Source organism: Luteibacter sp. 329MFSha, from assembly GCF_900111665.1.
In the GTDB taxonomy this organism is placed as follows: domain Bacteria; phylum Pseudomonadota; class Gammaproteobacteria; order Xanthomonadales; family Rhodanobacteraceae; genus Luteibacter.
The window spans coordinates 22,795-38,607 of the sequence record NZ_FOJE01000001.1 but is presented as its reverse complement, the minus strand read 5'-3'; the positions used below and the strand labels follow the sequence as shown (position 1 = coordinate 38,607).

General features: G+C 69.5%; 11 protein-coding genes. 8 read left to right on the top strand and 3 right to left on the bottom strand.

Translation table 11 applies throughout. The features are described 5' to 3' along the window. Positions 1-57: 57 nt before the first annotated feature. Positions 58-2,811, top strand: coding sequence for a valine--tRNA ligase (locus BMW54_RS00140; protein WP_090051955.1), 2,754 nt, complete (start codon positions 58-60; stop codon positions 2,809-2,811). 374 nt (positions 2,812-3,185) lie between these two features. Here the strand turns inward: BMW54_RS00140 and BMW54_RS00135 are convergent, their stop codons facing one another. Next, complete coding sequence (locus tag BMW54_RS00135; protein WP_090051953.1) at positions 3,186-3,608, bottom strand: DNA polymerase III subunit chi; 423 nt, start codon at positions 3,606-3,608, stop codon at positions 3,186-3,188. A gap of 10 nt (positions 3,609-3,618) precedes the next feature. After that, complete coding sequence (locus tag BMW54_RS00130; protein ID WP_090051951.1) at positions 3,619-5,109, bottom strand: leucyl aminopeptidase; 1,491 nt, start codon at positions 5,107-5,109, stop codon at positions 3,619-3,621. 98 nt (positions 5,110-5,207) lie between these two features. Between BMW54_RS00130 and lptF the strand changes: the two genes are divergently transcribed. Beyond that, a complete protein-coding gene (gene lptF / locus BMW54_RS00125) occupies positions 5,208-6,311 on the top strand; it encodes an LPS export ABC transporter permease LptF (protein ID WP_090051950.1) in 1,104 nt (367 codons plus the stop codon). Further along, positions 6,311-7,408 carry an LPS export ABC transporter permease LptG gene (lptG, locus tag BMW54_RS00120; RefSeq protein ID WP_090051948.1) on the top strand — a complete coding sequence of 366 codons (1,098 nt, stop codon included), beginning with the start codon at positions 6,311-6,313 and terminating at the stop codon, positions 7,406-7,408. Before lptF ends, lptG begins: the two co-directional genes overlap by 1 nt. Here the strand turns inward: lptG and BMW54_RS00115 are convergent. Beyond that, the gene (locus BMW54_RS00115) at positions 7,405-10,905 is read right to left on the bottom strand and encodes a hybrid sensor histidine kinase/response regulator (protein ID WP_175472725.1); all 3,501 of its coding nucleotides are present in this window, start codon (positions 10,903-10,905) and stop codon (positions 7,405-7,407) included. The two genes, lptG and BMW54_RS00115, sit on opposite strands and share 4 nt — an antisense overlap. Before the next feature lie 112 nt (positions 10,906-11,017). On the opposite strand from BMW54_RS00115, the gene BMW54_RS00110 reads away from it, so the two are divergent. From BMW54_RS00110 to BMW54_RS00090, 5 genes are all read left to right on the top strand, one after another. Further along, positions 11,018-12,484: a GTPase gene (locus tag BMW54_RS00110; RefSeq protein WP_090055513.1), complete on the top strand. Its 1,467-nt coding sequence runs from the start codon at positions 11,018-11,020 to the stop codon at positions 12,482-12,484. A gap of 99 nt (positions 12,485-12,583) precedes the next feature. Continuing rightward, positions 12,584-13,210: a YceI family protein gene (locus BMW54_RS00105; protein ID WP_254778959.1), complete on the top strand. Its 627-nt coding sequence runs from the start codon at positions 12,584-12,586 to the stop codon at positions 13,208-13,210. Beyond that, entirely contained in the window at positions 13,194-13,778 is a 585-nt protein-coding gene (locus tag BMW54_RS00100) for a cytochrome b (protein ID WP_090051945.1), read from the top strand. The genes BMW54_RS00105 and BMW54_RS00100 overlap by 17 nt, the downstream gene beginning before the upstream one ends. Beyond that, positions 13,775-14,335, top strand: coding sequence for a YceI family protein (locus BMW54_RS00095; protein ID WP_254778957.1), 561 nt, complete (start codon positions 13,775-13,777; stop codon positions 14,333-14,335). The genes BMW54_RS00100 and BMW54_RS00095 overlap by 4 nt, the downstream gene beginning before the upstream one ends. Positions 14,336-14,342: 7 nt before the next feature. Next, positions 14,343-15,686: a GTP-binding protein gene (locus BMW54_RS00090; RefSeq protein WP_090051943.1), complete on the top strand. Its 1,344-nt coding sequence runs from the start codon at positions 14,343-14,345 to the stop codon at positions 15,684-15,686. Positions 15,687-15,813: the final 127 nt, after the last annotated feature.

Here is a 15,813-nt window from a genome sequence, read left to right as displayed (position 1 = left end):
TGGCGGTCTTTACGTCTTCCAAAGCGCGCCGCCGCGGCGCGCGCCGAGAGCCCACGCATGGACAAGAGTTTCGAGCCCAGCCAGATCGAGTCGAAGTGGTACGCCCAGTGGGAGGCCAACGGCTATTTCAAGCCGTCCGGCAAGGGCACGCCCTACACGATCATGCTGCCGCCGCCCAATGTCACGGGCACCCTGCACATGGGCCACGCGTTCCAGCACACGATCATGGACACGCTCGTGCGCTACCACCGCATGCGCGGCTACGACACGCTCTGGCAGCTCGGCACCGACCACGCCGGCATCGCCACCGAGATGGTGGTGACGCGCCAGCTGAACGCCGAAGGCAAGCAGCGCGCCGACTTCGACCGCGAGGCGTTCATCCAGCGCGTCTGGCAATGGAAGGAAGAATCCGGCGGCACGATCGGCCGCCAGATGCGTCGCATGGGCGTGTCCGGCGACTGGAGCCGTGAAGTCTTCACGATGGACCCGGGCCCGTCCAAGGCCGTGGTGGAAACCTTCGTGCGCCTGTACGACGAGGGCCTGATCTACCGCGGCCAGAAGCTCGTGAACTGGGACCCGGTGCTGAAGACCGCCATCTCGGATCTCGAAGTGGTCAGCGAGGAAGAAGACGGGTCGCTCTGGTCGATCCGCTATCCGCTGGCCGATGGCAGCGGCGAACTCGTCGTCGCCACGACGCGCCCGGAAACGATGCTGGGCGACGTCGCCGTGGCCGTGCATCCGGAAGACGAGCGCTATGCGCACCTGATCGGCCGCATGCTCGCGCTGCCGCTCTCCGACCGGCAGATCCCGATCATCGCCGACACGTACGTCGAGAAGGATTTCGGCACCGGCTGCGTGAAGATCACCCCCGCGCACGACTTCAACGACTACGCCATCGGCCAGCGGCACAACCTGCCGATGATCAACATCCTCACCGACGACGCGAAGATCAACGACGCGGCGCCGGAGAAGTATCGCGGCATGGACCGCTACGTCGCGCGCAAGGCGGTGCTCGCCGACCTGGAGGCGCAGGACCTCCTCGTCGAGACGAAGAAGCACAAGCTGCAGGTGCCGCGCGGCGACCGCACGGGCCAGGTCATCGAGCCGTACCTCACGTGGCAGTGGTTCATCCGCATGGACACGCTCGCCGCGCGCGGCCTCGAGCTGGTCGAGCAGGGCCACGTGAAGTTCGTGCCCGAGAACTGGATCAACACGTATCGCCATTGGCTCGGCAACATCCAGGACTGGTGCATCAGCCGCCAGCTCACGTGGGGCCACCAGATCCCCGCGTGGTACACCGACGGCGGCGCGATCGTCGTGGCGCACGACGAGACCGAGGCGCGGGCGAAGGCCGACGCGCTCGGCCACGCCGGCCCGCTGCGTCGCGACGACGACGTGCTCGAAACCTGGTTCTCGTCGTCGCTGTGGAGCCATTCGACGCTTGGCTGGCCGGACCCGCAGGCGCAGGCCGAGCGCGGTTTCGATCGCTACCTGCCGACGAACGTGCTGGTCACCGGTTTCGACATCATCTTCTTCTGGGTCGCCCGGATGATCATGATGACCGACCACTTCACTGGCGAAGTTCCGTTCAAGGACGTCTACGTCACGGGCCTGATCCGCGACAAGGACGGCCAGAAGATGTCGAAGTCGAAGGGCAACGTCCTCGACCCGCTCGACCTCATCGACGGCATCACCCTCGACGAGCTGCTCGCCAAGCGCACGCGCGGGCTGATGCAGCCGAAGATGGCCGAGAAGATCGAGAAGGCCACGCGCAAGGAGTTCGCCGACGGCATCCCCGCCTTCGGCGCCGACGCCCTGCGCTTCACCTTCGCCTCGCTCGCCACGCACGGTCGCGACATCAAGTTCGACCTCGAACGCTGCGGCGGCTACAAGGCCTTCGTCAACAAGCTCTGGAACGCGTCGCGCTTCGTGCTGATGAACCTCGGCGACGGCCCGGTCGCGGTCGCGAAGCCGACGACGGAAGCCGAGCGCTGGATCCTCACGCGCCTGCGCGACACGCTGGCGACGGTGAAAGAGCAGTTCGCGCTGTACCGCTTCGACCAGGCCGCGCAGGCCCTGTACGAGTTCACCTGGAACGAGTTCTGCGACTGGTTCCTCGAACTGTCGAAGCCGGCGCTCAACGGCGGCGACGCCGCGCAGATCGCGTCCACGCGCTACACGCTCGTGCACGTGCTGGAAACGCTGCTGCGCGCGCTGCATCCGCTGATCCCCTTCGTCACCGAGGAAATCTGGCAGCACGTGCGGCCGGTGCTCGGCATCGAGGGTGAAACGGTGATGCTGCGTCCGTACCCCGAAGCGACCGACGTCGAAGGCGACGCGACGGCCACCGCCGAGATCGAATGGGTCAAGGACGTCCTGACCGGCGTGCGCCGCATCCGCGCCGAGATGAACATCGCGCCGGGCAAGGTCATCCCCCTGCTGTTCGCCGACGGCGACGCCGCCGATCGCGAACGCGCCACGAAGTTCGCCGCGCAGGTGGCGTTCCTGGGTCGCGTGGAATCCCCGACCTGGGTGTCGGGCGAGGAGCCCGCGGCCGCGGTCGCCGTCGTCGGCGGCATGCGTGTCCTGATCCCGCTCGCCGGTCTCATCGACGTCGACGCCGAGAAGGCGCGCCTCGCGAAGGAAATCGCCCGCGTGGAAGGCGAGGTGCGCAAGTGCGAAGCGAAGCTGGGCAACGCGAACTTCGTCGCCAACGCGCCGGCGGAAGTCGTGGAGCAGGAGCGCCAGCGCATCGCGGACTGGACGCGCCAGGCGGAAGCGATGCGCGAGCAGGCCCGCAAGCTGGGGTAAGCAACCGACGCGGTGTAGGAGCGGACCAGGCCGCGACGGCTCTTCGCCCCGGTCCCCAAGTTCGCGCGCCAGCTCCCAGCCACGGCCTCAAAACATGTCGCGCCCAGGTGCGCTCCCACAGGTGCAATTGTGGGAGCGGACCTGTCCGCGACGGCTTTTCGCCCCGGTCCCCAAGTTCGCGCGCCAGCTCCCAGCCACGGCCTCAAAACATGTCGCGCCCAGGTGCGCTCCCACAGGTGCAATTGTGGGAGCGGACCAGGCCGCGACGGCTTTTCGCGAAAAGCAACAGGCCCTGCTGCTGCTGGCGAAGAGCCATCGCGGCCAGATCCGCTCCCACAGAGCTTTCGCGCCAAGGCCGCTCCCACAGCGACCCGCTACATATCGTGCTTGTTCACCTCGAACCCGCCCTTCTTGTACTGCGTCCAGCGCGAACGCGAGCCTTCGCGTTCGGCCGGATCGGCGGCCACGACTTCGAGCACGCGCTCGAAGCTGCCCGGGGCGCAGACGTCGCGCAGGTTGATCACCATGGGGCGATCGGCCGTTTCCACCCCCGGCGGGACGATGAGAACGGCGGTGTCGGCGTCGTCATCGTCGCCGGCGAGCTGGTGGGGGATGAAGCTGTCCTCGTCGAACGACCAGAGGTACTCGTCGATCGCCTCGGCCTGCTCGAAATCGCGCGTCAGGATCAACGTCGGCTGCTGGGCGGCGAACGCGCGCTTGGCGAGTTCGCAGACCAGCAGCAGGGGATCCTCGCGGAACCGCGGCTTGTCGATCAGGTAGAAATCGGCGCGGGGCATCGGGCGGGGATCAGCCGGCAGCGACGCGATCGAGCAGCCACTGCGTCAGCAGCGGCACCGGGCGGCCGGTGGCGAGGCCCTTGCGGCCCTCGTCCCAGGCGGTGCCGGCGATGTCCAGGTGCGCCCAGCGGCGGCCTTCCGTGAAGCGGGCCAGGAAGCAGCCGGCCGTGATGGCGCCGGCGTACTTGCCGCCGATGTTCGCGACATCGGCGAAGCCCGATTCCAGCTGGCTCTGGTAGTCGTCCCACAGCGGCAGGCGCCAGGCGCGGTCGAGCGTCGCCTCGCCGGCGGCGAGGAGCTCGGCCGAGAGCGATTCGTCCTTCGTCATCAGGCCGCTGGCGTGCTTGCCCAGCGCCACGACGCACGCGCCGGTGAGCGTGGCGGCGTCGATGATGGTGTGCGGATCGAAGCGCTTGCCCGTGTAGGTCAGGGCGTCGCAGAGGATCAGGCGACCTTCGGCATCGGTGTTGAGCACCTCGATGGTGATGCCCGACAGGCTGGTGAGGACGTCGCCCGGACGGTAGGCCGAGCCGTCCGGCATGTTCTCGACCGCCGGCACCACGCAGACCAGGTTGACCGGAAGCTTCAGCCTCACCGCCGCGACGAACGCGCCCAGCACGCCGGCCGCGCCGCACATGTCGAACTTCATTTCCTCCATGCCCGGGCCGGGCTTGAGGCTGATGCCACCGGTATCGAAGGTGATGCCCTTGCCCACGAATGCGTAGGGACGATCGCCCTCGGCGCCGCCGTTCCACTGCAGGATGACGAGGCGGGGCGCGTTGGCCGATCCGCGTGCCACGGCGAGCAGGGAGCCGAAGCCCTCGCGTTCCATGTCGGCGCGGTCGAGGGCCTCGAACGTCACGCCCTCGTTGGCCTCGGCGAACGCGCGGGCCTGGTCGGCGATGTAGTCCGGGTTGCAGATGTTCGGCGGCAGGTTGCCGAGCTCGCGGGCGTAACGGACGCCCTCGGCGATGGCGCGGGCCTCGGCGAGGCCGGACTCGCCCTCGGCCGGGGCGACGAGCGTGACGCTGGCCAGCTCCGGGGCGGCCTTGTCGCGCGGCTTGACCGTCGCCGTGTAGCGGTAGGCGGCGTGATCGGTGGCGAGGGCGGCGACGCGGACGCGCCAGGCGGCGTCGCGGCCCGGGACGTCGATCTCGGGCAGCCAGCTCACGGCGTCGGTCACCGGCAGGCGGCCGATGGCGCGGGCGGCCTCCAGCGTCACCCGCTGGTAGCGCGCGGCGTCGAACGTCTTCTGGGCGCCGAGGCCCAGGATCAGCACACGGGCGGCGGCCACGCCGGCCGGCTGCAGCAGGGTCACGATGTTGCCGACCTTGCCCGTCACGTCACCGGCCTCGACCAGCCGCTTGATAGCGCCGTTGGCCGCGGTGTCGATCCGCGCCGCGGCGCTGGTCAGGACACCGTTCTCGTAGACGCCGACCACGGCCACCGGGGTGGCGGTCGATTCGGGAGCATTGGAACCGAGGCTGAACTGAACCGTCATAGCTAACTGTCCTGCGTAAGCCCGTCCGGGGTCCGGACAGGCTAGACTTGTGGTTTGCCGGCCGGGACTGACGCGGCACGAACCGCCAATTCTATCAAATGCTCAGCATCCTCGACCGTTATTTCCTGCGCGAACTTGCCTATGGTGTGCTCGCGACGGCCATCGTGCTACTGGTGATCTTCGCCGGCGGCGCGTTCGCGTCCGTGCTGCAGAAGGTCGCCAACGGCAGCATCCAGCCGAGCGTGATGTTCGAGGTCCTCGGCCTGCAGATGGTGGACCTGCTTTCCACCCTGCTCCCCATGTCGGCCTTCCTTGGCACCCTGATCGCCCTGGGGCGCATGTACCGCGAAAGCGAGATGCACGTCCTGGCCTCGTCGGGCATGGGCCCGCGCGGCATGCTGCGCCCGGTCACACTGCTGGCCGTGGTCGCGACGGTCGTCGTCGGCGTGGTCTCGCTCTGGCTCGGCCCGCTCTCCGCCCGCACCGCCGATCAGGTGATCGCCGCGGCCAACAAGTCCGTGATCGCCGCCGGTCTCGATGCCGGCCGCTTCACCGAGCTGCCCGGCAAGGGCGGCATCATCTTCGTGGACACGCTGAGCCGGGACGGCACCGTGCTGGGCAAGACGTTCATCGCCACCGACCGCGTCGACGGCGACGGCAACCCGCAGGTGCGCGTGGTCAACGCCGACAACGGCCGCATGTACCAGGAGAGCGACGGCCAGAACCGCTTCCTCGCCCTTTTCAACGGCTGGCAGTTCGAAATCCCGCTCGCGGGCGACAACTGGCGCCGCATGAAGTACGAGCGCAACGACATCTCACTGTCCAGCATCGCGGACGAGGACGAGGATTCGGATCCCGCCCACGAGTCCACCACCACCGACCTCTTCAAGGCCGGCACGGCCGACGCCCTCGGCGAGATCGTCTCGCGCTTCGCCGCGCCGGTCAGCACGCTGGTGCTGATGATGATGGTCCTGCCGATGTCGCGGCAGGCGCCGCGCGACGCGCGCTACGGCCGCCTGCTCATCGCCGTGCTCGCCTATTTCCTGTACGTGGTCTGGCAGCTGATCGCGCGGGCCCAGATCATCAAGGGCCACCTGCACACGTCGGCGCCGATCTGGGTGCTGCATGCGATCGTCTTCGGCATCGCCGCCTGGTACTTCTGGCGCCAGTACGCGCCGCGCCGCATGAAGGGAGCCCGCTGATGGCCACGCTGACCGTCAAGCGTGCCGACCGCCTCATCGGCGCGAGCGTCCTCGGCACGTTGCTGCTGGTGTGGCTGGTGCTGACCGGATTCGACGCCCTGACGCAGTTCGTTCGCCAGCTCGGCAACATCGGCAAGAACGGCTTCACGCTGTACGACGCCATCGCGTACATCATGCTCACGGTGCCGCGTCGGCTCTACCAGATGTTCAGCAACGCGGCGCTGATCGGCGGCCTGCTCGGCCTCGGCGGCCTCGCCGCCACCGGCGAGCTCACCGCGCTGCGCGCCGCGGGCATGTCCAAGCTGCGCATCGCCGCGTCGGCGGCGGGCGTGATCGCGCTGCTCACGATCGGCGTGGTCGTCATGGGCGAAACCGCCGCGCCCTACGGCGACCAGCACGCGCAGGCGATCCAGGTGCGCATGCGCTCGAGCAACCTCGGATCCACCAGCAGCGGCCTGTGGGCGCGCGACGGTGGCAAGATCATCAACGCGAAGTCGGCCATCGCCACGCAGGACGGCGACCGCACCACGGTCAAGCTGGTCGACGTGCGCGTGTACACCATGACGCCCGACGGCCAGGTCAGCACCTTCGCGCATGGCGACAGCGCCATCCACGACGGCAACCGCTGGGTGATGACCAACGTCCGCACGACCACGCTGGACAAGGACGGCACGCACTCCGCGCGCGAGGCCACGCAGGCCTGGCAGTCGCGCCTCAACCCGCACGTGCTCGAACAGTCGGTGATCCACCCCGAATACCTCTCGATGGGCGACCTGCGTCGCAACATGCGCTACCTCGAGGCCAACGGCCAGAACCCCGGCGCCTACGCCGTCGCGTTCTGGGGTCGCGCCCTGTTCGCCGTCAACACGCTCGTCCTCGTGCTCTGCGCCATGCCGTTCGCCTTCGGCTCGCTGCGCTCCGGTGGCCTGGGCAAGCGCCTCTTCATCGGCATCATCCTCGCGATCGGCTGGTACTTCCTGCAGGGCGCGATGGTGAACTTCGGTACCGTCTACGGCCTTCCGCCCCTCCTGGCGAACCTGCTGCCGACGATCCTGCTGATAGGCGGCGCGCTCGCCTACTTCCGGCGCTACGGCTAGACGTCCGTAGCGCAGACCGATTCGAGGACGGCATCGAGGTCGTCGCCGGTCATCGGCTTGCGCAACAGGGCGTCCATGCCCGCTTCGCGTATCGCGACCGCCTCGTCGCCCGCCGAACGCGCGGTCACGGCGACGATCGGCATCGTGGCGTGACTTGCCATGCGCCTGACCATGCGAGCCACCTGGAAGCCGTCCATCACGGGCAGGTCGAGGTCCAGCAGCATCGCGTCGAACGTGTCGCGCGCGAGCGACGTCATCGCCGACAGGCCGTCCGTTTCGAGCACCACCGAGTGCCCGCGCTGACGCAGAAGACCCACGAGCACATCGCCCACCACCGGATCGTCTTCGACGAGCAGCAGTTTCCGGCCCGCAACGGAGCCCGTGGACTCCGCCGCGACGCCCGCACAGGCGCCGCAGTCACAGGACACCAGCGGCAGACGGACGATGAAATCGCTGCCACGTCCCGGTTCGCTCGCCACCGTGATCGTGCCGCCCATCAGCACGCAGAGCTCATGGCAGATCGCCAGACCGAGACCGGTGCCCTCGCCGCGCTGGGGCGATCCGCCCTGCTCGAAGCGCGAGAAGACGCGTGCACTGAGCTCGGGTGACATACCCGGGCCCGTGTCGCTCACCGTGATCACGATGCCGTCGACGTCCTGCGCGACATGCAGCGACACGCGGCCACGGTCGGTGAACTTCACCGCGTTGTTCACGAGGTTCTGCAGGATCTGTTGCAGGCGTATCGCGTCGCCGCGCACCGAGGCGGGCACGGCGGCATGCACCGACGACGTCAGTTCGAGCTGCTTCTCGCGCGCGCGGGCCGCGGCGAGCGCCACCACTTCCTCCGCGATCGCACGAAGCGACACGCATTCGGATTCGAGCACCAGTCGCCGCGCTTCGATGCGGGTGATGTCGAGGGCATCGTTGACAAGGCGGGGCAACGTGTTGCCCGAACGACGGACGGCTTCGACGTACGCGCGCTGCGTTTCGTCGAGCGGCGTGCGCGCGATGAGCTCCGCCATGCCGAGCACGCCCGTCATCGGCGTGCGGATCTCGTGACCCAGCGTCGCCATGAACTCGGTCTTCGCCGCGTTGGCCTCCTCGGCGAGCCGCTTCTGCTGCTCCGCGAGCTGCAGCCGCATGGTGTGGCGAACCCGGCGGCGCGCGCCGGAGACGACCGCGACGAGACTCGCCACGACCGCGATCGCGTAGGCGAGCCATGCCCAACCGCTCAACCAGGGTGGCGGGTCGACGACGATCGACAGCGGACGGGCGAGTTCGCCGGTGACCTCGTCGCGCCCGGCCCCCGAGATCACGAGGCGGTACGTACCGGCGCGGAGCTGCCCGAAGTTCTGCATGCCGTCCTTGCCGGCCCGGGTCCGGGTGGTCTCGCCGCGGTACTCGAGCGCGAACGACAGGTGATTGCGGTCGGGGTTGACGTAGGACAGCGCCCGCGCGGCGACGACGAGCTCACGATCGTTCCAGGCCAGGTGCAGTCGGCCACCGTCGATCGGCAACGGCTGGCGGATGCCATCGCGGGACACCGACGCGCCGAGCAACGCGATGGCGGGCTTGAGCGAGTGATCGTGCTGCCGGTCCGGCCGGAATCCGACGAGCCCGCCGAGCGTGGCGCCGTACATCGTGCCGTCGTCGAGCTGCACCGTGGTGGCGTTCGTGAACTCGCCGCTGGCCAGGCCGTCGGCGAGGCCGAACGGGCGGAACGCGCCGGTGCCGGGATCGTAGCGCCACACGCCGGTATGCCCGAACAGCCAGAGGCGGCCCGCGACGTCGCGCCGGATGTTCAGGATGTCGGCCGATGGGAAGCCTTCGTCGCGACCGATCGTCCGATCCAGCACCGCGTGACGTCCGTCCCACAGGTAATGTTCCATCGAGCCCGGACGCACGATCCAGAGGCCGCCATCGTCGGGTTCGAAGGCATGGATGCGTCCCGGAGCGACACCGTCGACCGGCGTCATCGCTCCCGTCGCCGCGTCTAGGCGCGCGAGGCCCGCCAGGCTCGCCTGCCAGAGTTCGTCACCGAGCAGTTCGATCTGACGCGTGTCGGCGTCGCCGCGGCGGCTGGTGGCGAACGGAATCGGTCTGGCCGTACGCAGCGACGGATCGATCGCGAACAGGCCTTCCCCGAAGACAGCGGCGTACACGGCTCCGCGCGGGCCCTCCACCAGGGTGGTGACCGGCCGGTCGATGACGCCCCGCAGCCATGGCCGCGCCGCGCCCTTACGCGCGAGATGGAGGCCTTCGGCGGTGCCCACCAGCAGGCCGCGCGGCACCTCGAGCAACGACTGCACGCGCAGGTCGCCCACGTCGAAGCCGGACTCCGTGCGCCCGGTCGCCGGATCGAACGCGCGGATCCATCCGCGCAGCCCACCCACCCAGAGCTGCGTCCCGCCATGGAACGCCACGGCCGTCACCGTGCGACCCGGGAAACTGTGCGGATCGGTCGCGACGTGGGCGAACCGCGTGAAGTCTTCCCAGGCGGGTCCGAGGTAGGCGAGGCCGCCGTCGCTCAGGGCGAACCACAGTCCATGCTCGCGATCCTCGAGGATGTCGCGCACGACGCGCCCCGGCAGGCCGCCCGATGTCGTCCACGACCCGGGCACGGCGTGCAGGCGACCGTAGCGGTCGAAGGCAAGCAGCCCCTCTGGTCCGGCGAGCCAGAGGCTGCCGTGGCTGTCCGCGAGCGACGCCCCGAACGCCAGCGCGGGAAGCCGCCGGTCGCGACGGAGTTGGCCACCTTCCGAAAGCCGGTAGAGACCGCGGTCCGTCGCGACGCGCAGTTCGGCGGCGTGACCGTCGATCCGCACGACCCGCGGGCGCGTTCCATCCTCGAACGCCACGGGCGTGATCCGCCCCGCGACGTCGATCATGTCCACGCCGGCGTCGGAGCCGATCCACACCCGGCCGTCGTCGGACGCATGGAGGGCGCGGATCGACGATCCCGAGGGTCCGTCCGGTCCCGCGGGATGCCTGGCGATACCACTGCCATCGGGACGAAGGTGCATGAGGCCTCCGCCCGTGCCCACCCAGACGGTTCCGTCGCGCGCCTGCGCGATGGCGCGCACGTCGTCGCAGACCAGTTCGTCCTGCCAGTGACGGAACTCGCCGGTCTCCGGGTCGTAGCGCCCGAGACCGAAATCCGGACCGCCCATCCAGAGACGATCGTCCGCGTCGACCATGAGCGTGCCGATCTCGCCGGTCGGAAAGGGAGCCGCCTTTCCGGGCCCCACGCCCGGCGACACGAACTCCACGCCGTCGAAGCGCGACACGCCGACCGACGTGCCGATCCAGATGAACCCGCGCGCATCCTGCACGACCGCGTGCGCCTTGCTGCTGGGAAGGCCTTCGAGCAGCCCGTAGCGGCGGAACTGCGGCGTGGGGACGGGCGGCATGGTGGCCGCCGACGCGGCGGCGGGCGCGATCGCGATCAGGACGATCGCGATCACGAGAGTCCATCTCGTGGTGAGCGTGTGGCGCATACGCTGGCTTCCTGGTGCAGGCCCGATCATGCCATGCGGTTCGGTGGCGGATAAGCGCCCCATGCCGGGAGCCATGTAGGAATGCACCCACAATGTCCCTCTAGAATGGCGCATGTCCCGTCGACTCCGCCTACTCGTCGCGATCACCGGGTTCGTCGCCCTGGTCTGGCTCACGCTGGCCGCGATCGACCGCGCCATCGCGCTCGGCCAGCGTTTGATGGGGCTTCCCGAAGGCCTGCGCTGGCTCGTGGCCGGCATCGGTGTGCTCGGCGTCGCGCTCGTCGTCGCTGCGGCGGCCTGGTGGCTGCGCCCGCGGCGCCCTCGTCCGCCCGTCGCCGCTCCCGATCGCGCATCGCTCGAAACACGCATCGAAAAACTGCGCGACGCGCACGCCGACGTTGAGGAACTTCGTAGCGAACTGGGCGAACTGGACCGCCGTCGCGCGAGCGAGCAGCTCTACGTCGCCGTGTTCGGCGAGATCTCCACTGGCAAGTCGACGCTGATCTCCGCGCTCGCGCCGGGGCACGCCCCGGCGCGCGACGTGCGTGGCGGAACGACGCGCGAGGTCGCGCATTACGCGACCGACACGTGGGGCGCCTCGTGGACCGTCGCCGACGTGCCCGGCTCCGCCGAGGCCGATGGCGATGCCCGCGAGCGCATGGCACGCGAAGAGGCGCTCCGCGCCCATGCGGTCGTCTACGTCTGCGCCGGCGATCTCACGCGGACGCAGGCGGAGGAGCTGCGCTGGCTCGGCGATTTCGGCAAGCCGCTGGTGCTCGCGGTGAACAAGGCCGATCAATGGACGGCCACGGAGCGCGCCGACATCGTCGCGCACGTGCGGAAGCAGTCGGAAGGCCTGCCCGATGCCGTCGTCGCGATCAGCGCCGGCGGCGAGGAACGTTTCACGCGCCGTCTGGCGGACGGCGGCAGCGAAGAGGTCGTCCGGCGGCGAGCGGCGGACATCGGGCCCCTGGTCGACGCGCTGCGACGCATGCTCGCGCCGGGCGCGGCCGCGCTGGAGGGCCTGCGCGAGAACGCCGTGCTCGCCGGCCTGCACGAGCGCACCGGCGAACGCGAAGCCGAGTGGCGCGCCAGCGAAGCGGAGCGCATCGTCGCCCGCTACGCCCGCCGCGCGATCGTCGGCGCGATGGCGGCCGTGGCGCCGGGCAGCGACCTCGTGATCCAGGGTGCGCTCGCCACCGGCATGGTCCGCGCGCTGGCATCGCTGCACGACGTGCGGGTGACCGACGTGGAGATCGACCAGCTCCTGCGCCAGGTCCGCATGACCTTGCGGACGGGCACGTCGCTGGTGCTCGCGATTTCGGGGAACGCGCTGAAGGCCTTCCCTGGCCTCGGCACGCTCGGCGGCGGCATCCTGCATGCGTTCGCCTATGCGCTGATCTTCGACAGCTTCGGCAGGGCGCTGGCGGCCACGCTCGCCGAACGCCACACGCTCGACCAGGCGGACGCCGGCGAGCGGATGCGCGAACTCCTGGGCGACGCGGGCGAGTCCCGCCTGCGCCGTCTCGCGGAACTCACGGGCGACGCCCTGCGCGACCGGCAGGGACGCGCGCAGTGAACGATGCGTTCGCGCGGAACGGGCTGACAAGGCCCCGTCGCTCGGCCACACTCTCGCCTACCGGTCGCCTCGCGACCCCGGCGCGGCAGGCCATCACGCATGGGTAACGTCCGTAACGTCCTCATCCTGCTCTTCGCGAGCATGCCCTTCGTGGCGCACGCGGAAGCGATCACCTACCGCATGGACCCGGTGCACAGCCAGGTCGTCTTCAACGTCGATCACAACGGGTTCTCGCGCGCGTTCGGCCGCCTGCGCATCCAGGACGGCACGGTCACGTTCGACAAGGACGACTGGAGCCGTTCCTCCGTCCAGGCCACCGTCGACCTCGCGTCGGTCGAGATGGGCGACGCCGATTGGGACAAGGCCGTCCGCGGCGCGAGCCTGCTCGACAGCGACCGCGCACGGACCGCCCGCTTCGTCAGCGAGTCGGTCGAGAAACGCGGCGACGACGAAGGCGTCGCGCACGGCAAGCTCACCCTGCGCGGCGTGACGCTCCCGCTCGACATCCCGTTCCGGGTGAACCGGATCGGCAAGACGATCTACGGCCTGCACACCGTGGCCGGTTTTTCCGCCTACCTCACGCTCGACCGCACCGCCTACGGCATGACCTCGAACCGCAACTCGATCGGCACCGACGTGTCGATCTGGCTGGAGATCGAGGCCATCCGCGGTGAAGGAGCACCACGCGACACCTCCAAGGAGACACCCGATGCCCCTGCGCAGTGACCACACCCGCTGGAGCACGCCGGCGAAGACCTTCCACTGGGTCATGGCCCTGCTGATCCTCGGCAACGGCGCGTTCGCGCTGTGGATGGACGGCCTCAAGCCGTCGTTGCAGAAGATCAACATGTTCGCCCTGCACAAGTCGATCGGCCTGACCGTGCTGGCGCTGTTCCTGCTGCGCGTGCTCTGGCGCGCGATCGACCGCCGTCCGCCGCATGCTCCGGCGCCGCGCTGGCAGGCGCTCGCCGCCAGCGCGGTGCACGGTTTCCTTTACCTGCTGATCGTCGCGCTGCCGTTGACGGGCTGGGCGTTCAATTCCGCGCACGGCTATCCCCTGCAGTACTTCAAGCAGTTCAACCTGCCGGCGCTCGTCGAGAAGAACGACACGCTTTCGCAAGTCCTCGGCAACGTGCACGAGTATCTTTTCTGGTTCCTGCTGCTCGTGCTCGTACCGCACATCGCGGGTGCGCTGAAGCATCACGTCGTCGATCGCGACGATACGTTGCGCCGCATGCTGCCGTTCGGCCGCGCGAAACAAGGCTCCCCCACCCCACCCGGAGACACTCCATGAACCCGACGATCCGCCGCCTCTCCGCCCTCGGCCTCGCGCTCGCCCTGCCCTTCGCCGCCACCGCGGCGGATTACAAGGTCGGCCCCGGCAGCACACTCGGTTTCAGCGGCAAGTTCCAGGGCCAGCAGTTCGACGGCAGCTTCGGCAAGTTCGACGCTGCGATCAGCTACGACCCGGCCAACCTCGCCACGGCGAAATTCGACGTCACCGTCGATGTCGCGACGGCGAAGACCGGCGACACCGACCGCGACAACGCGCTGCCCACGGCCGATTTCTTCGACGCGTCGAAGTTTCCCAAGGCGCACTACGTCACCACCGGATTCACGAAGGACGCCAAGGGCGACGTCGTGGCGAACGGCAACCTCACGCTGCACGGCGTGACGAAGCCGGTGCAGCTGAAGGTCGTCTTCAATCCCGCCGCCGGCGGCGCGCGCCTCTCGGTGACGGGTTCGCTCAAGCGCCTCGCGTTCGGCGTCGGCAGCGGCGAGTACAAGGACACGAGCACCATCGCCGACGACGTGCTCGTCAACGGCACGCTGAACCTCCTGCCGAAGTAAGCCCGGCATGGCGGCCTGGCGCGAACGCCTGCGTGGTTTCGCCGGCCGCTTCCGCCGCGGCGAGGCCTCCGTGCGGCCGAACGACGCGCGCGGCGGCGCGGTGGCGGCGAGCCTGCGCGGCCTGCTCGAGGATCCGTCGATCCCGGCCGACGTGCGCGAGGCGATGGGTGCCGACTTCCGTCGCGTCGAGCAGATGCTCGATCGCCTGGAAAACGAGGAGCTCCACGTCGCCGTCTTCGGCAGGGTGTCCGCCGGCAAATCCGCGCTGGGAAACGCGCTGCTCGGGCGGCAGGCCTTCACGGTCGGCGTGCTCCACGGCACCACGACGGAGGCCGACGCGGCGCGACTCGACGAGGCCGCGGCCGCCGGCCTCGTCCTGATCGACACGCCCGGAATCAACGAACTCGGCGGCGAGGCGCGCGAAAAGCTGGCCTTCGAAGTCGCCGAGGTCAGCGACCTCATCGTCTTCGTGGCCGATGGCGACCTGACGCGCGAGGAGCGCGACGCGCTGCGTGCCCTCGCCTCGACGCGACGCCCGCTCCTGCTCGTGCTCAACAAGGCCGACCGTTACAGCGACGACGAACGCGAGGGCCTCCTCGAACGCCTGCGCCAGCACACGGCGAGCCTCGTGCGACGCGAAGACGTGGTCGCCGTCGCCGCGCTCCCCTCGCCACGCCAGGTCGTCGACATCGACGCCGACGGCAACGAGCGGCGACGCAGCGAAGCGCGCCCCGCCGATGTCGCCGCGCTGAAGTCGCGTCTGCTCGCGATCGCGGAGCGCGAGGGCAAGGCGCTATCGGCGATCAACGCGGGTCTGTTCGCGGGACGCCTGACGGACCAGGTCAGCCAGCGCATCGCGGCCGCCCGGCGCGAGGTGGGCAGCGGCGTCATTCGCCAGTACTGCATCGCCAAGGCCGTCGCCGTCGCACTGAACCCGGTGCCCGTGGCCGACCTGCTGCTGGCGGGCGGCCTCGACGCGGCCATGGTCGTGCAGCTCGGCCGCGTCTACGGCCTGCCGCTGACACGCAGCGAATCCGGTCGCCTCGTCGCCGTGATCAGCACGCAACTCGCCGCGCTGATGGGCGCGGTCTGGGGCGTGCAGCTGGTCGCATCCGCGTTGAAGGGCATCAGCGGCGGCCTCTCCGTGGTCGTCACCGCCGCGGCGCAGGGCGCGCTCGGCTGGTACGCCACAGTGCTGATCGGCCGCGCCGCCGAGCATTACCTCGTCGCCGGCAAATCGTGGGGAGAGCATGGTGCCAAGCGCGCCGTCGCCGATGTCGTCGCCAGCCTCGACCGCGATTCGATCCTGCGCGAGGCCCGCGAGGAAATCCTCAAGCGCCTGCGCAGGTAGGCTGGAGCCGAAGCCGCTGTGGGAGCGGACCTGGCCGCGACAGCTCTTCGCCGCAGTCCCCAAGCTGGCGCGCCAGCTCCAGGTCACGGCCTCAAACCATGTCGATGGATGCGAAGGCCTTGTGGGA